Genomic DNA, 23593 nt, shown 5'->3' with positions numbered 1-23593 from the left:
ATTTTTTGGTGGTATAGCAAAGGGCTAATATAAATTGTTATATTTTTGGCAAAAAATAAGCGAATTCGATAAGGATAGCAAAATACTTCATCAAGAGATTGAGAAGCAAATTGATGTTCAACAACATGCCCGATTGATAAAAAATTTATTATCATTTTTTATTTATAGATTAATTTAACATTTAGCACTCATTAGCTTGTTTCTTTTTTTAAAAGAAAAATATAAAGTAATATATAATATATCTAAAATTAAAAATGGATTTTTAATAGGAATATATTAAATGACAAAGCATGAAATCTCACCAGGGATAAGCACAATTATTGATGTAATTAAAAATAAATCACCACTAAAACGATGGAGTAAAATTAATAAAGAAGATATTTTTACAGAAATAACATATAGCTTCCCTAATTGGAGTATTTTAAGAAGTGACGAGTATAAAACCATCACAACATTAAATAACCATCAACAAAATTTAGCAGAGAAAACATTACAACAATGGTCTGACATTACAAATATAAAATTCATAAAAAAAGACAATAAGTATGATACCAATATTAAATTCGGCGCTTATAACAATGTAAATGAAATCACAAAAGATACATCTCACTTAGTAAGTGGTGTCGCAACCTTTCCCATTAACAAAACAAAAGAAAATAAAGAAATAAATAAAATAACTGATTATAGTGATGGAGGCCATATTTGGATTAATTTATCTTCGACAGTACGTATAAAGAAATTCAATAAAAACGAGATAACTGAAGAACAAAAAAACAAAGTTAATTTATTCAAAGAAAAAGCAGACAATATAAAATATTATTTTATAGAAACAGATACTCATATTACTTTATATAAAAATATTAATGAAAATGCTCATATAAATAATCAATCGAAAGTATTAGAAAAAGGAAATGGAGAAACTTTCGTTTTTATACATGAAGCAGCCCATGCGCTTGGTTTACTTCATACCTTTCGTGACAATCCTAATAATCCAAATATAGAAGAAAATAGCTTAAAATATTCTGTTATGGCATATCGCGCACCAAAAATAGAAGATGCGGATTTTAATGGATACTTTCCTATGTCTCCATTATTAATCGATATATATGTCATTCAAAAATTCTACGGGGTAAATATAACCACAAGAATAGATGATACCATCTATGGTTTTGATTCTAATACACAAAGGGATTATTATAGCTTAACTTCACCAGAAGATATTATGATCAGTTGTATTTGGGATGCTGGAGGAATTGATACACTTGATTTCTCTAAATATAACGTAAACCAAAAAATAGAACTTAATGAAGGCGCATTTTCTGATATAGGAGGATTACGAAGCAATATCTCTATCGCATATGGCTCTATCATTGAAAATGCACTGGGTGGCAGCGGAAATGATATTATCAGTGGCAATAATGTAGATAACCATCTTTATGGTAATGATGGCAATGATATTATTTATGGCCATAATGGTAATGACATTCTTTATGGTGGAAAAGGCGGTGACTTACTTTGTGGTGGAGAAGGGAATGATACACTTTATGGTTCTGATGGCTATGATATTCTTTGGGCTGGAAATGGAAATAACCAACTGAATGGTGGAAACGGAAGGGATCTTTTTATTTTTACACTTAATGACACCTATAATAACCATAATAAAATTATGGATTTTAATAAAGATGAAGACTTCATTTTTTTTGCTGATAATAATAATATAATTATTAATCTAAAAAATTCAATTAATAAAGATGAAATTTCTTTATCAAGCAACTACAACAGTATAAATAATATGACTAAAATATTTATTAAAAATGAAATAAAACCAGAAAAAACATATCATACTATAGATATTATTGGTAATTTAACTTTAGAAGATATTTTTAATTTTTAATAGCATAAAAATTCAATTCAAAAAAAATATAACTTATAACTATATAGAGTGAGTTTTAAGTTATATTAAAAAAATAAACATATAAAATAACAAAATAAAACAATAACGATAAAAGAAATTCCCCACGGGAATATAACTTTAATTCTATTTACCTAATTAAATTATTCTGACTTAAAACACACCTCACTTCACAATTATTTAAAAACGTATTTTCCCCCTCTGGATTAATATCTATAAATGTCTATCTTTATTATCGCTGGCACTCGCCAGATAATTAAACTATTTTCAATATGAAAATAAATTCAACCTAAAATTGATATCCGGAGGATATTATGGGTTCTTCTTTATTAAAAAAAGCAGTAGGATTATCTAATGTTTCTGATTTATTAGATAAGAGTGGAATTTTTTATAATTTCTCAGCAAAGACCCTGCCTTCTTTTGATTATGATTCCGCAGGAAAGCATATAGCCCGTGAAAACTCCACATGGAACGGGAAATATGTTATTGGACAAGCGGCAGAAGTGACATATTCATTCCCTACTTGGGCAGGTAAAAAGTTTAATGACTTTGGTGATAAAAATCCCTATGGATTTAATGACGCACAAAAAGAGCATGCAAAACAGTCTTTGGATGCATGGTCTGATATCTCGAATATTAAATTTACTGAAGTAGGACCAAATACCAAATCAGATATTACGTTTGGGAACATTACTGATCCCTATGGCAAATTCCAAGCTTATGCAACATTACCGAATACCCATGATTATTATGGGCGTGATGTTTCAGGCCAAGCCTGGTTTAGTGATTATTATTATGCTGGCAATACAACACCTGAACTAGGTAATTATGGACGTTTAACCATCATCCATGAAATTGGTCATGCGCTTGGTTTAATGCATCCTGGTGATTATAACGCAGGACAAAATGTACCTGGTTATTTAAAATCTGATTACGCTGAAGACAGTCGCCAATACACAGTGATGAGTTATTGGGATGAATATGAAACAGGCGCGCACTTCCAAGGTGCTTATGCGGGTGCTCCTCTACTTCATGATATTTCAGCCATGCAATATCTCTATGGCGCAAATACAGCAACCAGAACAGGTGATGATGTTTATGGTTTTAATTCAAATACGGGAATTGATTATTACACCGCAACAAGCAGTAATGATAAGTTAATATTCTCAGTTTGGGATAGTGGTGGTAATGATACATTTGACTTCTCAGGATATTATCAAGATCAAGTAATTGATTTACGAGAGGGTCATTTCTCTGATATTGGCGGACTACAGAAAAACGTTTCTATTGCGCAAGGTGTCACAATAGAAAATGCAATCGGTGGCTCTGGTAATGATATTATCTACGGGAATGATGCTGATAATATTCTCATCGGTGGTGGCGGTAACGATATTCTATATGGTGGTGGGGGGCAAGATACATTATGGGGTGGCACTGGTAGCAATACTTTTGTCTATAAAGAAATATCAGATTCTCTTGTATCAACCGCTGATAAGATAATGGATTTCAAATCGGGCATTGATAAAATTGATCTATCAGAACTCATCGAAAACACCTTTAGCAATAAACTCCTTAATTTTGTTGATAATCTTACTGGTCGCTCAGGCGAAGCAACAGTGAAATATGATCACTCAACAAACTCAAGTGAGCTTGCCATTAACGCTTATGGTTATGGCCCTGATTTCAAAATTGATATCGTAGGATTGGTTAATTACGAAACTGATTTTATTGTTTAAATCTTGATTCGACAGGAGAAATTTATTTCTCCTGTCTTTCTTTTACCTAAGTGGATTTATTTTTATATTCATTTATTTAAATAAATATAAATTGAACAATTCACATTAGTGGAAAGAAATATAGAAAATAGCAGTAAAACAGACAGTAAAAAAATCAGGAATAACACTATGTCAGTAAAAAAAATAATAATGAAATAACGAGTATCATAAAAGAAAGGAAAAAAGTTTTCCTTTCTATCGGAGTATTTACTGCATTAATAAATATTTTAATGCTAGTTCCTTCTATTTATATGCTACAAGTTTATGATCGAGTCTTACCATCAGGTAATGAAATGACTTTATTGATGTTAACTCTCATCATGTTAGCTCTCTTTATTTTTATGGGCGGATTGGAATATTTAAGAAGTATTATTGTAATTAGAATGAGTAATAAGCTAGATTTATTACTTAATTCTCGTATTTATACTGCCGCTTATCAAGCAAAACTAAATAAAGCATCAGATATTAATTCCTCTCTCGCATTTAATGATTTAATCACGATCCGGCAATTTATTACCAGTCATGCTATTTTTGCCTTTTTTGATTTACCTTGGTTCCCTATTTATCTTCTTGTTATCGCATTATTCAATCCATGGTTGGGGTTATTTGCATTATGTGGTGCATTAATTTTATTTACTCTGGCTATTTTTAATGAGTATTTATCTAGAACATCATTAAAAAAAGCAAATGAATTTGCGAACCAAGCTCAAGTTATACAAGGACATCATTTTGAGCACCCTCAACCGATTGAAGCAATGGGTATGTTAAGCCATTTACGGACTCAGTGGCAAATTGCACATTTTAAATATTTACAAGCACAAACAAAAGCAAGTGATAACGCCGCCAGTGTTAATGCCGTCACAAAAGTGACTCGCATGGCATTACAATCCTTGATGCTAGGGTTAGGAGGATGGCTTGCAATTGATAATACAATTAGCCCAGGAATGATGATCGCAGGCTCAATATTATTAGGCCGCGCATTAGCGCCTATTGAGCAAGTTATTGGCGTATGGAAAAACTGGGATAGCAGCAAAGAAGCCTATAAAAGGTTAGTAACATTATTAAAAATGTATCCTGAAGAAAATAAAAAGATGACATTACCTACCCCAAAAGGGGAATTAACCGTTAATATTAACCAAGCACAATATCCTCAAACTGAACGGATCCTATTAAACAATATTCATTTTTCACTTAATCCTGGTGATGTATTAGGTATTATTGGACCAAGTGCTTCAGGTAAATCCTCTTTAGCTAAATTTATTGTTGGTATATGGGAAGTAGCAACCGGCACAATACGTCTTGATAATGCAGATATATTCCAATGGAATAAAGGTGAAGTTGGCCAATATATTGGATATCTGCCTCAAGAAATTGCCCTTTTTCCCGGTACTATTGCCGAAAATATTGCTCGTTTCTCAGAAATAGATCCGCAAAAAGTAATCCAAGCGGCAACAATGGCAAATGTTCATGAAATGATTTTACGTTTCTCTGACGGTTATGAAACTATTATTGGTGCTCACGGTGAAGGATTATCGGGTGGACAACGACAACGAATTGCTTTAGCTCGTGCATTGTATGGTAACCCTACTTTAGTTGTTTTAGATGAACCAAACTCTAATTTAGATGATTTAGGGATTAAAGCATTAATACAAGCCATACAAATACTCAAACAAAATAAAAAAACCGTTATTTTAATTACTCACCAAAAACAATTGCTCTCAGTAACTAATAAACTTTTAGTTCTTTTCGATGGACAAACTAAATTATTTGGTTCAACAACAGCTGTTATTGCTGAGCTAAATAATTCATCAACAATAAAAAGCACACCAACATCGACCAGTATACCAATAACTCAAAACCATTCTTAATATTGAGAAAATTATTATGATCACAGAAAAAAGTGAAATCGATTTTATAAATGATATTTCAGATGATCCTAGAAAATTCTTGATAATAGGATGGTCCGTTATCCTTCTAGGTTTAGCTATTTTTATTTTTTGGGCTGCATTTGCACCTTTAGATAAAGGCGTATCTGCCACCGGCAATGTCTCAATTTCAGGTAATAAAAAAAGCGTTCAAGCTTCCGTTGAGGGTATTATCACTGATATTTTTGTCAAAAATGGCGATAGTGTAACTGAAGGACAAACGCTTATTCAGTTAAGTCCCATTCAATCAAAGGCATTGGTAAAATCTTTATCAGATCAATACGATAATTTACTCCTTACTCAACAACGCCTTAATGCACAACTCAATGAAAAAAAAGAATTTGTTTTAGATCCTAATGAAAAATATTATTCACCTTTAGAGAATGTAACTAAATTATTACTGCTTCAAAATAGATTGCTTAATGAGAAAAACATTGAATTATACAGTGAAATAAATGGGTATAACGCTATTATTGATGGAATTTCAAATCGCTTAATTCATTTAAAAAAATCCACACAAAATAAGCAACATCAAATTAATAGCCTGCAGAGCCAAATAAAAGATTTATATACTCTCGCCAATGAAGGCTATATTCCTCGCCATCGTTATCAAGAAGTTGAGCGTGAGCTTGCTGAAAATAATAACCATCTTAATGATACATTTGGACAAATAAGTACATTAGAAAAACAGAAGTTGGAATATGAGCAAAAAATATTGCAACGCAATGCTAATTTTTACCAATCAGCACGTACTGAGCTTAATCAAGTTCAATTACAAATGAGTGAAACAGAAAAACAACTTATCATCGAAATAGATAAACTGAAAAAGATGCAAATTACCGCCCCAATTTCAGGAATAGTCATGGATTTATCTGTTTTTACCCAAGGTGGTGTTGTAAGAACAGGTCAAACATTAATGGAAGTTGTTCCTCAAGATCATCAATTAATTATTGAGGCACGTTTAGCTCCTCACCTTATTGATAAAGTTACCCTTGGTCTTCCTGTTGATTTGATGTTTAGTGCATTCAATCAAAATACCACACCTAAAATTCCTGGAGAGGTAACATTAATTTCAGCAGATAGACTTATTGATGAAAGAACAACAGAACCTTATTACCAAGTGTTTATTAATGTTAAAGATAATACTCTTCTTACAGACAACAAAAATAAATTAAAAGCAGGAATGCCGGTTGATGTATTTATTAATACAGGCGATCGTTCATTACTAAATTATCTCTTTAAACCTGTTTTAGATAGGATCCATACTTCATTGACGGAAGAATAATGATGCGAATAAAAAAACTCTCTGCCATTATATTTATATGGATGCTAAGTTTTCACACTTTTGCCATCAGTTTGTCTGATCTCTATTTTTTAGCAGTAAAAAATGATCCTACTTTTAATGCTGCGCTTAAAGAACAGGTTGCGGGGAAAGAGTATGAAAATATTGGATTATCACAATTACTTCCTAGCGTACATATAAATTACCAAAATAACCCACGGAATTGGCAACGAAAAGTTTTTCCAATTAACACGAATCAAGGAGAAATACGAAGAACAGAATATCAAAATTATCAAAGTCATTCTGTTAGTGCGATTATTAGTCAACCTTTATTTGATTACACTGCATTTAGTGATTATAAATCATCAGTAATACAAACATTATTATCAGATAGCCGTTATCAAGTGAAATTCTCAGAGCTAGTAATTAGATTAGTAGATAACTATATTGAATTGGCTTATGCTCAAGATAAGTTATTATTAAATCTTTCTCAGCAGGATATTTATAAGAAACAACTAATTTCTAGCCAACGTTTATTTGAATTAGGTGAAGGAACAAAAACTGATATTTCAGAAATTCAAACAAGATTATATTTAACTCAATCTCAATATACTGATATTCAACTTGAATTAGAAAGTGCTAAAAATAAATTAGGTTCTATGATTGGTACATCACTTCCTTATACTGAACAGATTGCAAAATTGAATAGTCATAAATTTATATTACAACCTCTTGCTTCTAATAATTACGAGTCATGGGAAAAAGAAGCAATGCAAAATAATCTTAATATTCAAACCGCTCGTTATGAAATGGCGATAGCAAAACAAGAAATAGAAAAAAATAGGGGGGAGTATTTTCCGACAGTACAACTTTATGCTTCTTATTCAAATAGTGATTCTGATAGCAATAATACGGTAAATCAGAAATATCAATCAGCCAATATTGGTTTTTATGTTAGCTTGCCTTTATTTAATGGGGGAAAAACAACGGCTTCAATGCGTCAATCTACTGCACTGTATCAAATGAGTGCTTTTGAAAGAGATGCCATAATTCAACAAATTACGCAAGAATTGCGTCATCAATATCAAATTTGTACGACTAGTAATATTAAATTAAATGCATATGAACAATCGGTTTCCTCTGCAAAACTTCAATTAGATGCGACACAGAAAAGCTATATTGGTGGACAAAGAACAATGGTGGATGTTCTTAATGCAGAAGAATTATTGTATCGTGCTCAACAAGATTTAATAAAGGCTAAATATGACTATATTCAAGCTTGGGCATTATTACATCAATATACCAATACACTGGATATTGAAAAGATAAAATTAATTGAAGGTTATTTTCAATAATATTAATAAGTTATGTTTCTACTAAGTGATAATTTATTATAAAAGGTATTAAGATAATAAAAGTCCTACATCATGTATGGATATAGGACTTTAAATTATAAGTAATAATCAATTACTTATTTTAGCTAGCAGGTATCATCACTTCTTTTTAGTACCGTACAACGTTAATACACGGTGAGTAAGAGCAATTGATGCTAGACCGATAAAACACTCAGCTAGGAAAATCAGCATAAATTACCCCCATTCATAAGTACATTTTGTTTGGGCGGGGGTTCTGATAAAGTAAAGTGACTTGTCATATAATGCTTAGCTAACTCCGATTTAATGGACACATTTTAAACCTATCATTAAAACGAAAAAGAGCAAAATATATTTATCAGCAAAATCTATTTTTTAACTGAGATCACATAAAAACAACACAAAAAATCAAATTTACATAATAAGTAAAGCACATTGAATATGCTCTAATTTATAATGCAGAAATAGTGTGTTAAATCAGCTAATTAAAGAACACAAAAGTTAAATCGCCCTGTTTTTCTATAATAGGTTTTACTTTTAGCTGGTTTATTACTGATAACATTTCTTTTCGCTCAGGCCGTACTAAAACAATCGCAATCCCTTGATAATTGTTCTCTTCAATAAAACTCACAAGCTGCTTAAGGCTATAGTATTTATTTTGTACATCAGAATAAGCTAAACCATAAGCGAGTTCCCCTTTTGTCTCCGTTAAACGGATATCAGTACGTTTTAATCCCCATGCCAATGATGTACCAATACCGACTTCATCTGTCAGAATATAGGGTTTATCTGCCAACTCTTTATAATAGTAATTAATTATATTTTCAGGCGTACTTTTACTTTCAACCTTATTAGGGATAGCATAACCAATGACTAGACTTAAACCTACGGAGCAAAATAATGTTAACATATGCGTCGATTTAAATAATGAGTAAATGCCCATTACACTCCAAAACATAAAGCCCGTAATAGCCAGTAGTGCTTTATATTGTTCATCTGCTTCATATAACGTAAATCGTGAAGAGTAAAACGAATAAACAATAATAGAGATACCCACGATCCCGAAGACAATATTTATCATTGCATTAAAATTATGGATTTTTCCATTTTGTTTATTTTTTAACGCCTCCATATAGTGTGCTATCAATATTGATAAAGGCACAAAACAAGGCAACATATAAGTTAATAACTTGCCATTAGAAGCAGAAAAGAAAGCAAAAAAGAGAAATAACCAGAATGAAAAATAGAGAGTGCCTTTTTTCAAGAAAAAGGCTGATTTAAGCGCTCCGAATAAAAATCCTAACCACGGTAAAATCCCCAAAACAACAATAGGTAAATAAAACCACATAGGTTGTGATCTTGCTGACTCTTTTGCAACAAAACGCTGAACATGTTCAATCCAGAAAAAATAATTCCAATAATCAGGCGCTTGAAGTGTAACTGAAATAACCCAAGGTACTGCAATAATTAGCATAGTGACAAGCGCTATGGGTGCATAATAAAGCACTTCTTTTAATCGAGATAAACTAATTGCGGTGACAACAAAAACAAGTGCAGGTAATACAACCGCAATAAAGCCTTTAGTTAAAAGTCCTAGTCCACAGAAAATACCCACTAAAGCATAAGCACAAATTTTTGATTTTCTATTCGTTGTAGATAATCCACTTAAAAAATAATACATTGCTATCGTCACAAACATCGTCACGATCGGATCAAGAATATTATAAGTACCAATCGCTAATACAAGAAATGAAGATAAAAATACCACTAGCGCATTAAAAGCGAGGGCATGATTATGCCAAACGATCATCGCCGCCCGATAAACAAATAATCCCGTTAATAATGTTGAAGTCACTACAATAATACGGACAGAGAAATGACTTTCTCCCAATAACCACTGTGCAATATTGTTTAGCCAATACCCTAAAACAGGTTTTTCAAAGTAGCGAATATCGAGTAAATAAGGTACAGACCAATTGCCTGATGCTAGCATTTCTCGACTAATCTCAGCATACCGAATTTCATCTGGTTGCCATAGCAATCTACTTTCCAGAGGAATAAAATAAGTCAGAATCACAAAGAGGAAGAGTAAAAACCATTTATATCTTTCTACAACATCAATGCGCATACATTCCTCATAAATATTATTGAAATTTTATATTAAATAATCTATTAACTTAGAATAGTTATCTTATAAAAAATTCAATTATTATTTATTAATTTATAATTAACTAGCACACACCATATTAAGAAAAATTAGCCTCATAAAATATTTAATTTTTATTAAATCATACACATATGAATTGATAGAGTTGATTGCTTTAAATAATAATATTTTAATTTATTATTAATTTATTTTTAATAATAGATATTTTTTATTTTACCGATTTTAACTTAAACAAAAAATAAACAAACTATAAGAAATAAAAAAACCAGAATGAACTTATTCTGGCCTTATGACTATTCTATTTTAGTTATATAATGATAAAAACCTTATTTACTAAATTCTTTAAAAGCACCCATAGTGTTGGCAGCATACATAACTGAAGGGCCACCGCCCATATAAATAGCAACGCCTAATGCTTCCGCGAGTTCTTGTTCTGTTGTTCCTAATTCTACCAGCGTCTTTGTATGAAACCCTATACAGCCATCACAGCGATTTGCTACAGCAATGGCAATGGCAATCAACTCTTTTGTTTTTGCATCTAAAGCACCCTCTTTTCCTCCTGCTTTAGTCGTACTCATAAACGCTTTCATCACTTCTGGAATATTTTGAGACAGTGCGCCCATATTATTTGCAATGTCTGTTACTATTTCTTTGTACTTACTCATTAGATATCCCTTACTTTTAATATATATTTTTATATAATATAAAAACATAATATCAAATCATATAATTTGATCAAGATAAATTGAGTATGCGTGATCTTTTCCGCTTAAAATAATCTCAAAATAACGAGGTTTACAATGTCAATTATTGATGAATGGGCTGAACGCCACATTGAACAAGCACTACAAAAAGGTGAACTATCATCACTTAAAGGTGAAGGTAAACCGCTAATCCTTGATGATAATAGTCATGTACCTGAGTCGCTTAGAGCAAGCTATCATTTATTAAAAAATGCAGGTTTCTTACCTCCTGAAATACAAGATAGAAAAGAAGCATTATCTCTAGCCGAAATTCTAAGTACGCTGAGTGAAACAGGAGAAGAACATGAATCACTACAAAAGCGGTTATCATTGCTTGAATTAAAATTACAACAAGCAGGTTTAGATACTCAATTTTTACATGCAGACTATGCCAGCCAATTAACTGATAAATTGGCAAATCATAAAAAAGAAATGGATAAATAATAAGAATAAAAAGGAAAAAGCCTATACATCCCTGTATAAGCTTCTGTTATAGAATGAAATTAACCTGCGGTTGGTGTGTAATAGATTGGTGAACCAGGACCGACTGGTAAATGGAATACAAACACCCACAAGTAAAATAAGAGTGACCAACCAATTAAGAAAATCACGGAATACGGCAACATCATAGAGATCATGGTGCCAATACCTGTGTCTTTCTTATATTTTGTTGCGACTGCTAATATCAAACCAAAGTAACTCATCATTGGTGTAATAATATTAGTGACAGAATCGCCTATTCGATATGCCGCTTGAATTGTCTCTGGTGCATAACCGGCAAGCATTAACATTGGTACAAAGATAGGCGCAGTTACCGCCCATTGTGCCGATGCTGAACCAATCATTAAGTTAATAAAAGCACAGATTAAGATAAAGCCTAAGAACAGCAGCCCACTTGGCATATCAATACTGTTAAGTAATGCAGCACCTTTAACAGCTATTACCTGACCGATGTTTGTCCAACCAAAGAACGCAACAAACTGAGCCGCAAAGAAAATAATTACTAAATAAAGACCGAGCGTACTCATCGAATTCGCCATGGCATCAACAATGTCTTTATCTGTGCGTATCGTTTTAGCAATCCACCCATAAACAATACCCGGGATTGCAAAGAACAAGAAAATAAAGACAACGATAGATTTTAAGAAAGGTGAATTACCAATAAGCCCTGTTTCTTGGTTTCTCAATATGCCATTTTCAGGAACAACCGTTAGCGCCAAAATCACGCCCATCACAATAAATGTCCCTGTTGCAGCCCATAGTGCTTTCTTTTCTAGTGGCGTAACTTCAGCCGCATTCCTTAAATCATTTTCTTCATCATCAAGTTCGTTACCGTTATAAGGCCCTAGTTGAGGCTCAACAATTTTTTCCGTAATGAAGTAACCTAAGAAAGTAATAAGGAATGTACTGACAAACATAAAGTACCAGTTTGCTTCAGCACCAACGATATAGGTTGGATCAATAATACGTGCCGCTTGCTGTGTAATACCTGATAATAATGGATCTATTGTGCCTAAGAGTAAGTTCGCAGAATACCCTCCTGAAACCCCTGCAAATGCAGCTGCAAGACCCGCTAGAGGGTGTCGCCCTAACGAATGGAAGATAATCGCTGATAACGGGATTAACACCACATAACCTAGTTCAGCCGCGGTGTTCGACATAATCCCCGCAAAAACAATAGCTAAAGTGGTCATTTTACGGGGTGCTTTCATTACCACTAAACGCATCACTGCAGATAATAATCCTGCGCGTTCAGCAATACCAACACCCAATAACGCCACCAGCACCGTACCTAAAGGCGCAAATCCAGTAAAATTAGTGACGACATTAGCCAATATACGGCGAATACCCTCTGCATCTAACAAGCTAATAATATGGATATAGCCATCATCTGCACGCCCTTTCGCACCTTCAGGTCGGGGGTCTTGTACTGTTACACCAAAATATTCACCAACTGCTGAAGAGACAAGTAAAATGGCAATTAAAATAATAAATAAAATAACGGGATGGGGTAGCGCATTTCCTAACCATTCCACAGTACGTAGAAAGCGACTGCCTCCCTGTTTTTTTGTTTGCATGATTTATCCTTTTTATAAAAAAAAACAGAAAATGCACAGTACACAACCCTTTTTATTATGACTATCTGTTAATACTAATTATTAATTACTTATTTAAGATAATAACCCGAATAAAGTCATTAAATTAAATAATTTAATCATTAAAAAACAACAAGATAAAAACAAAAAAAAGAATTACAAACCACTTACATTAAAATTAATTTATAATATCTAAAATTAAAAAATGTGCATAAGGTAACATTTATTAACATTTTAGTGATGATTTATTAACCTTTTGAGATTGAAAATCTATTGAATCAAGCGTGAAAAGTGATTAAACACTCCGATAAACCTGATAGTAACGATAGTAATTACTATAGAAGGGGAAATAAAGGCAAATAAATAACTATAACAGGTTAAAAAATTAGAATATTTGTAACATAAAGAGGGAGGTTTATAGTAGATATTGAATACATTAATATACGTTGAATAAAGTAGAGGTAAGAAGAAAATAAATAATTGAAAGGGAACATTCTAATGATAATTAGATAAAAAAGAAGGCTAGATAATGCTTGCCTTCTTTTCTACATTCCATAAAAAATGGCCGTTAATTAGAAGATAATATCTGGCGTAGATTCCGCCATAAAGTGTATACACTTACCCGTATGCCTATCTTCAATATCTTCTTCAACATCAAAACAATCTTCAAAAAACCAATAAATTGGGGTTTTTAAATAGATGGCCAAAGTCACAAGGTAACTCAAATCGATTTTATTTAACCCGCGTTCATAACGTGAAAACTGTTGCTGGCTAATACCAAGCTTTTCGGCAATTTGGGCCCCCGTGTAACCAAGCTCTTTGCGTTTTTTCTGTATTCTTTTGCCAACTAACTCATTCACATTGATGTCTATAAAATTATAATCCACCATGTTTTAACCTACTCTATATCTACTATGGTAATGTTAAAATAAGGGCACCAGAACCTGAGAAGAACCCGGCATCTACACGACCATTAGCATGTAATTCTGAAGTAACTGTCACAGATGTTGCTCTATTTTTAGGAACATAAATGATTGCACCATCTTCACCAGGATATTCTCCTGTATTACCTTTTAAATATAAATCTGCATATAAGCTATTATTTGGGCGTAAAGGTATGCGATCACTCACCATACCAGTTGCAATTACTTTTACCGTCATATCTTTATTACAGGTAATATTAATCGTTTTTGAACGGCGAGCATTCTCTATTTCATTTTCATTAATTTCGCCGTAATCTAAGTTCACTGACCCATCAATAATTTGGCAAGCACCAACAGGAGGTGGGGCAATACCACAAGATGAGCCCGGTAATAAAAATCCATCATCTGCAATACCACCTGATTTTGGCTGATAGAATAAGCCAACACATTCCTGAAGAAGAGAAGGATCAACACCCCGGTGCACTGCTTTTGTCGGCCCATAAGGTAAGGCTAATTTAGCCAAAACAGCTAGCCGTAATTGTTCCATTGTTCGATAATTTTGTGCATCATTTAGTATCACTTTTGTTGCAGTACCGCCTGAACCATTAGCCTCATGTCGGTGATTAACAGTGATATAACACTTTTTCCAGCCATAACACGGGTTTAATGTAGTGGCAGGTTCAGGATCCCAACGCTGAATAATAAAGGTGTAGTCAGCACCTTTTGATCCAACAAGTTTAGACTCTGTTATATAAGAAAATATCGCTGCCATTGATGATGCTGAAAAAAGCATCATTACACTAAAGATAAATAATGCTGATAATCGTTTTGGGGTAAACATAGTAACCTCAATCGTAAAGATTAATCATAATTCAGATGGAATGTGGCTATTGCACTAAAACGGCCTCGTTTTATTGACTCATTCGCAATAGCATTGGGTTCTGCTTGTATAAATGCACGGAACCTTAAAATCGAATCCCCTGAATTTAAGGCGATATTGCTGGTTTCTTGATTAATCTGCAGTGGAGTGCCATCTGAATTTTCTAGCCCAATGGCAATGCCTTCAGCTTGACTTCCCGCACTTAATGCAAGAAAACCTTGCCCAACCATGGCTTGATTTTCAGTACCACTGAATGTCACTCTTACTTTCTTATTAATAGAAAGATCACATTCTGATAAGTGAATTTTAAAGGCTTGGCTATTTGTTCTACCCGCACCAATATAAAATGTTTTATCAGGCACATTACCAAATTCCAGAGAAATGGTTTCATCACCAGGCCTTATCACACAAGGTTCATCCACCAACGTGCCATAAAGTCGCATATTATTCGGTGCTGCATTAGCTGTTGTCAGTGTTCCCATTAGTAGCGTTAACCCGCAAATGACAGGAAGCGATAATGTCTTAAATTTCATTTTCACACTCCTATTGATATTCAGCGAGTAATGTTGCTGTTACTTCGAATGGGCCTTTTGCCAATGTACTGCCCGGTTTTTTCACCGGAACAGCTTGAATAACAGGGGGCTTAGTGGGCGATATAATGACACGCTCATTTAAAATAAAAGGTTCTCCATCACGTATCATATGTATGGCTAAATTTGCCATATTGGTCTGTAATCCTGCATCATCAAATTGGCTTTTAGGGCCAATAATTGACAAGGTAAGATCCCAACCTTTTATATTTTGATCGCACTTTAATGTGTAATTCACCGGTTTTGTATAGTTAATTCCATCAACTCTATGAATACCTACATTATGACCAAAATAAACTTCAATTAAGTTATTATTTTCAATAACGCAAGGTGGCGGAATTAATAACGTACCAAATAATTTCATATTGGGTTCATCTGCCGCACTCACTGATAATGGAACCATGACAAGCAGAGTCATCAAACAAACATTTTTCAATTTGCTATACACTGTTCTGACTCCTTACTGGTATTCAATACGAAGTGTGGCTATTGCAGAAAAATCACCACCCGTTAATGTTGCTGAATAATCACGAACAGGTATTGCCTCAAGAGCGGGTATATCAGGGTAGGTGAAATTGACAGTTTGCCCTAATCGCAACATCTTATTCTGATAGAGAATATGTACCCCTAATCCAGTAATATTAGTTTTTAAGGCATTATTATCAAAACCAGCACTTCCTCCGACTACAGATATTTTCATTGCATTAGTCGGCATTTTTTTACATTCAACGTTGTAAGTTATAGGTTGTTTATAGTTAGTTCCATCAATTCGCGTACTCATTACTTCACCAAAGTTCACTTCAACCATTTGACCATTATTAATGACACATGGAGGTGGAGCTATAACATAACCAGATATATACACAGGCACCATACCCGGTGAAGCGCCCGCTGCCATGGGTGAAACTGTACTTGATGATGTACTTGCAACAGCAGCTGAACTCAGGACACCAGTAAATGTTGTCATTAATAAAATCAACACTGCTTTGCTTGTGTTAAACCGCTGTTCCATATCCATAAATAAGCCTATTAATTTCCAGTTGCTGTTTCTACAACCTTACAGTCATTGCCGCTACAGCTAAATTTCAAACGAGGGCGTCCACCGTAGTCATTGATATAACTTAATACTGGCGATGCACCAAATGCAGAAGCCTTTAGGTTCAGATCTGCGCTACTTTTTGGATCAATCATTAAAGGAGTAAACCCTGTTAGACTTTCACCTTTTAACCCCGTCAACCCATCAACAATTGTTACAAAATAAGATGTTGGATTATTGACCTGATAGGTATCCCCTTTTTTTGTTAGGGTGATTTTTTCCTGCCATGGATTGGCTAAATCTGTTTGTGTCGCATAAATAGCCGCTGGGCGGTAAAATAATTTAATGCGCGTTTGTAACGCAATTTGTAGTACGTTCGGTTTATCACTGCGCGGTGGAATTTCACGTAAGTTAAAATAGAACACACTTTCTCTATCTTGGGGCAATGTAGATACGTCAGGTAATCCTTGTATTTTTATTTGGCTTTTATCACCTGGTTCAATGCGTTGAATGGGAGGCAACACAATTAATGGACTTTCCACTTTTTGTCCATTTATATCTTCCATCCAACCTTGTGCTAAATAAGGCAGATCTTTATTTTGGTTACTGACATTAAGGCTAACTGATTTATCAGCACCATTAAAAATGATACGAGTTCTATCCAATGCAATCGCAGCAATGGCTTGCTGAGTAAATACCATGCCCGTCAATAATGTGGTTGCTACAATGAATGAGCGCTTTGATAACATCATTTTTAATTACTCTTTTGTTTATAAAATCGTTTAATTTTCCCCTTCTCAACCTTCAGTTTTGACTAATTGTGGTTGAGACGGTGATTCGGTTCTCTCTTCTGCTGGGGAAGAGGTTGATGGAGTGGCTCCACACGTTAATAATAGTGAAGAAATAAAATAACCTTCATCTAACTTAGGAACTTGTACTGTGCACTGTTTTTTACCACTCCAACGTACATCTAAAATATCACCAGAGTTTATTCCACTTAGATAAACATTACCGCTATCATTCACAATGCCTAGCTCACGACCTTTAACTGTGGTAATGCTGGCACCGAATGGTGGATAAGTACCGTCTTTTAAGCGAACAATCGCCATCGCTTTTTGTCCTGAAATAACATCAAACTCACGGTAGCCAATTGCCCCTTCTGTCAGGGTTAATTGCTGAATTGAACGCACTGCATCAACATCATCAGGTAATTTATCTAAATCAATAGTCGCACTATTACGATAGTAGTTATTAATATCTGGAAGAACTGCCTTACCAAAATAGTTAGTATAGCTAACGGCCCCTAAACTTCTCACTGGTACTCCAGAAACGCCATTAGTATCAACTAATAGACGCGCCGCTCCCGGCATTGCTGTACGGTGGAATGCGCCACCTTTTGGTGTTAACGTTGCCCCACCTTGTAGTGATAAGGATGCCGATGTATTTTCACCCTGAATATGACTTGCACTTGCAGTAACTAATGCTGTATCACCATAACGGGTATAATAGGCGTCAGCTGATGGACGACCACGACTACTCAAACCAGCACCTAAACGATAGTTATTGTTATCATCAAGGCGGTCGAAATAGCTCACATTATGTGAATTACCATGCTTATTAATCACCGTGTTATAACTAATTGTAGCCCTATCGCTCCATGGCATACTGACATTCAGGTAAACACCATCATCATTATTACCGTTAAATTTATTGCGATAAGCAGATAAGTTAACATTAATATTTTTAAAACTACCAATATCCATAAACTTAGATAAAGATAAGTTGTAGTAATCGTTATCAGGCTTATTCCAATACGTTTGGTGGTTATAGTTAAGATAAGCACTCAAACCTATATCTGGGAATTGCTTACTTAATGTTATGGTATAGAGCTCTTTGTTATTATCGCGGTTATTGTCACGATAACGACGATCCAAATATTGCTCCATACTCATAAAGTCACGTTCTGAGAAGCGGTAACCGGCGAAAGTCACCTGACCATTAATTTCTTCAAAACGTTTAGAGTAACTGACTCGATAAGAACCACCGTGGTAGTTGTTACCATCATTAGGAATTTTCGCCCATGAGTGTGTCGCATCAAATGAAATTGCACCTAATGCCATCAAGTCACGACCAATACCTACAGAAACAGAGTTATAATCCCCTGCAACTAATGAACCCCCATAGAGTGACCAACCATTAGCAACACCCCATGAAAACTCACCCATTGCAAAAACAGGCCCTTCAGTATGGTGATCCATATCAGAAGGTTTACCTGCTGATAATTTATATTGCACACGACCCGGACGTGTTAAGTAAGGGATACTTGCGGTATCCATTTAATATTCTTGTACAGAGCCATCTTGTTCTTCAACACGAATATCAAGCTTACCGCTTATTGCATCATTTAGATTCTGTATACGGAAAGGTCCTGGAGCAACCTGAGTTTCATAAATCACACGGCCTTGCTGACTAATCGTCACTTTGGCGTTAGATTTTGCAACACCTGTTACTTCAGGCGCATAACCTCTTAAATTAGGCGGTAACATTTGGTCATCAGTCAGTAAACTGATACCCGTAAAACGGAAGTTATCGAAAATATCAGAGCGTGAATAAGTCTCACCCATAACAAGGCGAGCACCCCACTGAGTGATTGCTCTATAAAGATAATATTGACTCCAATCAAAATCATTTTCTGTACTACTATTTACACCTGTTGTGTGTTGGTAGCTTGCCTGCCAATCAGCACGAAAACGCCAAACGCCTAAATTAGCACCTGCTGTACCATTACCCGTCACTTGTTGTGTTTGTTTGCCGTTTGCCGGATCGTTTACGTTAGCATTCAGGTTATAGTCAAAAATAAGTCCTGAAATACCTTCATCCCAACGAGATGGTGGATCCCAATCTTCGGTTGAATACTCAACATAGGCTTGAGGAATAGTGATAACAAAGCTACCCGCACCTAAGTTAGTACTTGTTGTCATACCGGGTATTGATGACTCATTAAGACAGGCATCGCCATCTTTCCAAGTCACCGCTTTAAGCCACTCAGGTTTCAATGTAAATTGATTGACTAATTCGCGAGGAATACAAGGAATACTCGCTTTAGGATCACTTTCGGGAACAATGTAATTAATGGTATAGAGATCAGGTAATTCATTATTGTTAACTTTAACAATAAACTCATACTTACCGGGCATAATATAGCCAGCACGAGAGAAGTCAGATAAATCAATATTTTGTTTGTCTTTTAAGTCAAGAATATCAGAGTTAAACTCGATATCACTGGCTGCAAATGCCATACTAGAGGCGCTCGCCATACCAGCAATAATTAAATAGATCAATGCTGCGACAGGTCGAATTGTATGCTGATTACTCTTTTTTTCTGCTTTTCTTGAAGCAGTTTTGAATGATTTAGCCATAAATAATCCAACCAATCCATTTAATAGTATTCGAGTTTAAAACGCAGGGTTGCTTGATAATTACCTGCTCGTGGGATGTCGTTATTTTTAACAAGCTTTGCTTGATACAACAAAGATAACGACTTGGTATCAATATCCACAGGTGGTAATGGTTTCCCTGGTGTTACCAATCTTCCGTAACGGTCAGCAATAGCCAATGAGGCTCCTTTTGCATCGCCGAAAAGTTGGAATAATCCGTTCTGTGCGGGGCCTTCAAAAGTAGCAATAAAACGAGGACGTTCAGCTTGTGTACCTTTTTGGTCAACAAGAGAACATTCTGTTAATCGAATTGAAAAATATTCAATAGGGCCTTGGCCTTCAACAGCTAAGGTTGGAATAGAAACTGTACTTAAAGAAATAACTTGCTCTCGGCTTCCTGCTGAGATAGTACATGTTGGCTCTAAAATAGAACCTTGTAGACTAACCACGCCGAATCGCTGATGTGATTTTACATCTTGCTTTAAGTCTGTCACTGCCATTACAGGCTTAACAAATAATCCTGTTGCAACAAGTAATAACAGTGGCACCATATTGCGATTCATTGTTTTCTACTCCATAAAATAAACCATAAAAGTAAAACTAAAGATAAAGCCCTATACATCCTTATACAGGGCTTAAAAGAACATCTATTATTGGTAAGTTAATGCGAAAGTTGCGATCGCAGTAAAGTCACCAGGTACGGCTGCATCTGTTGCAGAACCTTTTAAATAAGCTGCGAAGTTCAGGTCATTAGAACCATCACGCAGATTTTGAGCAGTAGTTGGTTCACCTAATTTAATTTGTGTACCACCAGCATCTGTAATAACAACAGCTGCGTTTTGCGCTAAACCTTCAATACCTAAAGAACCTGGCAGAATAGCGGCTGCTTCAGCACCAGTGAAGGTAGTTTGAACTGTTTTATAAGTTTCAGTAGAGCATTGCAGTAATTTAATTTTGAAAGTATTAGAAACGCTACGACCACCATCTTTCAGTGCGTTTGCTGATACTTGTCCTAATGGAACGCGTTGGTCACCTGAGTTAGGATCGATTGAACATGGAGCATCGATGATTGAACCCCAGAATTCTACAGTACCATGACCTTGGTCAGCAGCGAATGCAGAACCAGCAGCAACTGTTAAGCCTAAACCTAAAACTAAACCTAATTTATTTAATTTCATCTTTATGTTTCCTGAAAATATAAGAACGAAGATATTTAAAATAATAAAATTCAATATAAGCAACTTGCTTAAATGAATGACACGCTAAATAGAGTTTCTATATTTTGATAAATTTCATCCAGCCAATTTCATATTAATAATGTTAATAATGAAATTAGATAAATGGGTCATATCAAGTTGGATGTATTATTCGCTTTGATTTTATTTAAGTCAAACCAGCCAATTTTAATTAAATCTATTTTTATTAATTTACTGATATTAGGTGTATTTTTTACATTTTCATACAAATTATTACTTTTCGAAAATGGTCTAAATGGATTTAAAAACCAAATAAATACTCTTAATACGAGAAGTATAAGATATAAACTCTGCCATTTTAAAATTTAAAGTGAAAAGATCTTATTGTCTTTTTATGAATAGGAGTAATTGTCAATTAAATAATATTTTGAATTTTATTTCCTTTAACCTAATATAACTAAATTTTTACATTATGAAACAAATCAAATGTAACACGTTGATTTTATTAAATATCAAAATAACGAAATTGTTAATAGATTTATTATCATTATTTACTCTCACAAAAATATCATGCCAATATTACCCATTAAAGATCATCCAAAATAGACCGAAAAATATAAACACCAATAAAAATTAATCATATCTCATTGTATTTGTTATTATTTATAATAATTACACCTATTATAATTGCTTAAATTTACAATAAATAACATATAAAAATAAAAATAATCATAATTGATTGATTTAAAAGAATTTGTATTAAAAAAGAAATCAAGAAAAGAATATAATGATAATAATTTAACACTCTAATGTAGGTATTAATACATAGGATTTTAACCTCAAAAAGTGAATTTTTTATATAATTTTCATTTTTTGATTAAAAACATATTCAGATGTTAACTAACTGATAATTCAAAAAAGAAATTCGTGTAATGAGCATTTTTTCCACATAAAAGAGTACAATCACAATCACTTGATTAAGAATAATTACGCTTTTTTTGGGTAAATTTTTTAATGTATTAATTAAATCAAACTTCAAATATTTTATTTATTGATTTATTAGTTTATTGACTATTTTACGTATTGCTACTAATTTCATTATTGTAGTATTCATATTATTGAATCACCACAGTAACTACATTTTTTTATCCAAATAAAAACATTATAAAGTACATTTAATTTACATTAGGTTTATATACAATTAACATTACTCGCGTAACGCGTATATTTATTAGTCGTTATTACTTGTTTTTTAATTATCTAATCTTTTTCAATAAGAATAATGTAATTATTTCATTCTCATTTTATTTTAGGAATAGTTTTATATAATATGAATATATTTAGCTAACTATTGAATAGTTAATTAATGTAAATAAGCAAGTTTCAGTGTGTATATTAAATATTGTCTTTTATCGACTAATTGATAATTAGTTAATTAGTTAATTTAAAACGGACGATTTCATTAATATTATTTAATCATTAGATCTAAAAGACCCAAAGAGAGCATCTTTAAAAGAAGTGCCTTTTCTGACTATTTTAGTTAGCTTTATTTAACTTTACTCTCATGTAATAAAAAAAATACCCTCAACCCTATAGGTGAGGATATTTTTTGAAATACACGTTTTAAGAGTATTCTTATTTGGATTTTCTATTAAATTACCTTTTCCGGCTATAAATAATATCTAAAAATGATGAGTTAATAATTATTGAGATACCTATACACTTATAAGCTATAAACATTTCATCATCTATCGCCTTTTTTTAGTATTTAATGTAAGCAATAATTCAAATTTTACTGTTCCTATTTAACCAACTTTAGTCTAAAAAAAGGGCAAGGACTCATCCTTGCCTTACCAATTTGGTAATCAATCAAAGAAAAAGCATACACACTAAAACACCAAATTGAGTCTCATTTAGCGATATGTATCAGTACAAAAAGACATCTGGTGTTGCTTCAGCAATGATGCTACTGCGTTTATCAATACGTTGGTTTTCTGATGAGGACTTTATTACAAAACAGTCTTCAAAAAACCAATGAATAGGGGTGTTAAGATAATTAGCAAGTAAGACCAGATAACTTAAATCTATTTTATTCATCCCACGTTCATAGCGAGAAAACTGCTGTTGACTAACGCCTATTTTTTCAGCAATCTGCATACCGGTATAACCTAATTCTTTACGTTTTTTCTGAATTCGTTTTCCAACTAACGCATTAACATCAATATCTGTAAAATCGTAATTCATCATAATATTCACCC

General features: G+C 33.6%; 18 protein-coding genes and 1 pseudogene. 6 read left to right on the top strand and 13 right to left on the bottom strand.

The window, feature by feature from the left end; genetic code table 11:
• Nucleotides 1-280: 280 nt before the first annotated feature.
• The 5 genes from INT04_RS11645 (at nt 281) to INT04_RS11625 (ending at nt 8249) form a co-directional block, all read left to right on the top strand.
• A complete protein-coding gene (locus tag INT04_RS11645) occupies nt 281-1894 on the top strand; it encodes a M10 family metallopeptidase C-terminal domain-containing protein (protein WP_193016296.1) in 1614 nt (537 codons plus the stop codon).
• Nucleotides 1895-2226: 332 nt separating this feature from the next.
• Nucleotides 2227-3648 carry a serralysin family metalloprotease gene (locus tag INT04_RS11640; protein WP_193016295.1) on the top strand — a complete coding sequence of 474 codons (1422 nt, stop codon included), beginning with the start codon at nt 2227-2229 and terminating at the stop codon, nt 3646-3648.
• A gap of 194 nt (nt 3649-3842) precedes the next feature.
• Nucleotides 3843-5555 carry a type I secretion system permease/ATPase gene (locus INT04_RS11635; RefSeq protein ID WP_193016358.1) on the top strand — a complete coding sequence of 571 codons (1713 nt, stop codon included), beginning with the start codon at nt 3843-3845 and terminating at the stop codon, nt 5553-5555.
• A gap of 16 nt (nt 5556-5571) precedes the next feature.
• Nucleotides 5572-6897, top strand: coding sequence for an HlyD family type I secretion periplasmic adaptor subunit (locus INT04_RS11630; RefSeq protein WP_193016294.1), 1326 nt, complete (start codon nt 5572-5574; stop codon nt 6895-6897).
• Nucleotides 6897-8249, top strand: a complete 1353-nt coding sequence (locus INT04_RS11625; protein WP_193016293.1) for a TolC family outer membrane protein — start codon at nt 6897-6899, stop codon at nt 8247-8249. The genes INT04_RS11630 and INT04_RS11625 overlap by 1 nt, the downstream gene beginning before the upstream one ends.
• Nucleotides 8250-8748: 499 nt before the next feature.
• On the opposite strand, the gene arnT is transcribed toward INT04_RS11625, so the two are convergent.
• The gene (gene arnT / locus INT04_RS11620; RefSeq protein ID WP_193016292.1) at nt 8749-10395 is read right to left on the bottom strand and encodes a lipid IV(A) 4-amino-4-deoxy-L-arabinosyltransferase; all 1647 of its coding nucleotides are present in this window, start codon (nt 10393-10395) and stop codon (nt 8749-8751) included.
• A 365-nt stretch (nt 10396-10760) separates the two neighbouring features.
• Nucleotides 10761-11099: a carboxymuconolactone decarboxylase family protein gene (locus INT04_RS11615; RefSeq protein WP_193016291.1), complete on the bottom strand. Its 339-nt coding sequence runs from the start codon at nt 11097-11099 to the stop codon at nt 10761-10763.
• 135 nt (nt 11100-11234) lie between these two features.
• On the opposite strand from INT04_RS11615, the gene INT04_RS11610 reads away from it, so the two are divergent.
• Nucleotides 11235-11621 carry a DUF1992 domain-containing protein gene (locus tag INT04_RS11610; protein WP_193016290.1) on the top strand — a complete coding sequence of 129 codons (387 nt, stop codon included), beginning with the start codon at nt 11235-11237 and terminating at the stop codon, nt 11619-11621.
• A 59-nt stretch (nt 11622-11680) separates the two neighbouring features.
• Here INT04_RS11610 and INT04_RS11605 read toward each other — a convergent pair whose 3' ends face one another.
• The 11 genes and pseudogenes from INT04_RS11605 to INT04_RS11555 all read right to left on the bottom strand — a co-directional run bounded on the left by INT04_RS11605 (nt 11681) and on the right by INT04_RS11555 (nt 23582).
• Entirely contained in the window at nt 11681-13255 is a 1575-nt protein-coding gene (locus INT04_RS11605; RefSeq protein ID WP_193016289.1) for an AbgT family transporter, read from the bottom strand.
• Nucleotides 13256-13845: 590 nt separating this feature from the next.
• On the bottom strand, nt 13846-14163 hold the full coding sequence (locus INT04_RS11600) for a helix-turn-helix domain-containing protein (RefSeq protein WP_193016288.1): 318 nt from the start codon (nt 14161-14163) through the stop codon (nt 13846-13848).
• A gap of 22 nt (nt 14164-14185) precedes the next feature.
• Nucleotides 14186-15037 carry an adhesin gene (locus tag INT04_RS11595; RefSeq protein ID WP_193016287.1) on the bottom strand — a complete coding sequence of 284 codons (852 nt, stop codon included), beginning with the start codon at nt 15035-15037 and terminating at the stop codon, nt 14186-14188.
• Nucleotides 15038-15057: 20 nt separating this feature from the next.
• Complete coding sequence (locus tag INT04_RS11590; RefSeq protein ID WP_193016286.1) at nt 15058-15609, bottom strand: fimbrial protein; 552 nt, start codon at nt 15607-15609, stop codon at nt 15058-15060.
• A gap of 10 nt (nt 15610-15619) precedes the next feature.
• The gene (locus INT04_RS11585) at nt 15620-16084 is read right to left on the bottom strand and encodes a fimbrial protein (RefSeq protein ID WP_193016357.1); all 465 of its coding nucleotides are present in this window, start codon (nt 16082-16084) and stop codon (nt 15620-15622) included.
• Nucleotides 16085-16126: 42 nt separating this feature from the next.
• Entirely contained in the window at nt 16127-16684 is a 558-nt protein-coding gene (locus INT04_RS11580; RefSeq protein WP_193016285.1) for a fimbrial protein, read from the bottom strand.
• Between the two features lie 11 nt (nt 16685-16695).
• Nucleotides 16696-17454 carry a fimbria/pilus periplasmic chaperone gene (locus tag INT04_RS11575; RefSeq protein WP_193016284.1) on the bottom strand — a complete coding sequence of 253 codons (759 nt, stop codon included), beginning with the start codon at nt 17452-17454 and terminating at the stop codon, nt 16696-16698.
• A 45-nt stretch (nt 17455-17499) separates the two neighbouring features.
• Nucleotides 17500-20121, bottom strand: a pseudogene (locus tag INT04_RS11570) (outer membrane usher protein).
• Nucleotides 20122-20141: 20 nt separating this feature from the next.
• Nucleotides 20142-20702, bottom strand: a complete 561-nt coding sequence (locus tag INT04_RS11565; RefSeq protein WP_319022968.1) for a fimbrial protein — start codon at nt 20700-20702, stop codon at nt 20142-20144.
• A gap of 87 nt (nt 20703-20789) precedes the next feature.
• Entirely contained in the window at nt 20790-21317 is a 528-nt protein-coding gene (locus INT04_RS11560) for a fimbrial protein (protein ID WP_193016283.1), read from the bottom strand.
• A 1944-nt stretch (nt 21318-23261) separates the two neighbouring features.
• The gene (locus INT04_RS11555) at nt 23262-23582 is read right to left on the bottom strand and encodes a helix-turn-helix domain-containing protein (RefSeq protein WP_226894083.1); all 321 of its coding nucleotides are present in this window, start codon (nt 23580-23582) and stop codon (nt 23262-23264) included.
• Nucleotides 23583-23593: the final 11 nt, after the last annotated feature.

It is taken from the genome of Proteus sp. FME41, assembly GCF_014897315.1.
In the GTDB taxonomy this organism is placed as follows: domain Bacteria; phylum Pseudomonadota; class Gammaproteobacteria; order Enterobacterales; family Enterobacteriaceae; genus Proteus.
This window is presented reverse-complemented; position numbering and strand designations above follow the sequence as displayed.

Bases quoted from the DNA above. Each gene is read 5' to 3' on its own strand.
- INT04_RS11645 (WP_193016296.1), top strand. From the start codon at position 281: ATGACAAAGCATGAAATCTCACCAGGGATAAGCACAATTATTGATGTA.
- INT04_RS11640 (WP_193016295.1), top strand. From the start codon at position 2,227: ATGGGTTCTTCTTTATTAAAAAAAGCAGTAGGATTATCTAATGTTTCT.
- INT04_RS11630 (WP_193016294.1), top strand. From the start codon at position 5,572: ATGATCACAGAAAAAAGTGAAATCGATTTTATAAATGATATTTCAGAT.
- INT04_RS11625 (WP_193016293.1), top strand. From the start codon at position 6,897: ATGATGCGAATAAAAAAACTCTCTGCCATTATATTTATATGGATGCTA.
- arnT (WP_193016292.1), bottom strand. From the start codon at position 10,395: ATGCGCATTGATGTTGTAGAAAGATATAAATGGTTTTTACTCTTCCTC.
- INT04_RS11615 (WP_193016291.1), bottom strand. From the start codon at position 11,099: ATGAGTAAGTACAAAGAAATAGTAACAGACATTGCAAATAATATGGGC.
- INT04_RS11610 (WP_193016290.1), top strand. From the start codon at position 11,235: ATGTCAATTATTGATGAATGGGCTGAACGCCACATTGAACAAGCACTA.
- INT04_RS11605 (WP_193016289.1), bottom strand. From the start codon at position 13,255: ATGCAAACAAAAAAACAGGGAGGCAGTCGCTTTCTACGTACTGTGGAA.
- INT04_RS11600 (WP_193016288.1), bottom strand. From the start codon at position 14,163: ATGGTGGATTATAATTTTATAGACATCAATGTGAATGAGTTAGTTGGC.
- INT04_RS11595 (WP_193016287.1), bottom strand. From the start codon at position 15,037: ATGTTTACCCCAAAACGATTATCAGCATTATTTATCTTTAGTGTAATG.
- INT04_RS11590 (WP_193016286.1), bottom strand. From the start codon at position 15,609: ATGAAATTTAAGACATTATCGCTTCCTGTCATTTGCGGGTTAACGCTA.
- INT04_RS11585 (WP_193016357.1), bottom strand. From the start codon at position 16,084: ATGACTCTGCTTGTCATGGTTCCATTATCAGTGAGTGCGGCAGATGAA.
- INT04_RS11580 (WP_193016285.1), bottom strand. From the start codon at position 16,684: ATGGATATGGAACAGCGGTTTAACACAAGCAAAGCAGTGTTGATTTTA.
- INT04_RS11575 (WP_193016284.1), bottom strand. From the start codon at position 17,454: ATGATGTTATCAAAGCGCTCATTCATTGTAGCAACCACATTATTGACG.
- INT04_RS11565 (WP_319022968.1), bottom strand. From the start codon at position 20,702: ATGAATCGCAATATGGTGCCACTGTTATTACTTGTTGCAACAGGATTA.
- INT04_RS11560 (WP_193016283.1), bottom strand. From the start codon at position 21,317: ATGAAATTAAATAAATTAGGTTTAGTTTTAGGTTTAGGCTTAACAGTT.
- INT04_RS11555 (WP_226894083.1), bottom strand. From the start codon at position 23,582: ATGATGAATTACGATTTTACAGATATTGATGTTAATGCGTTAGTTGGA.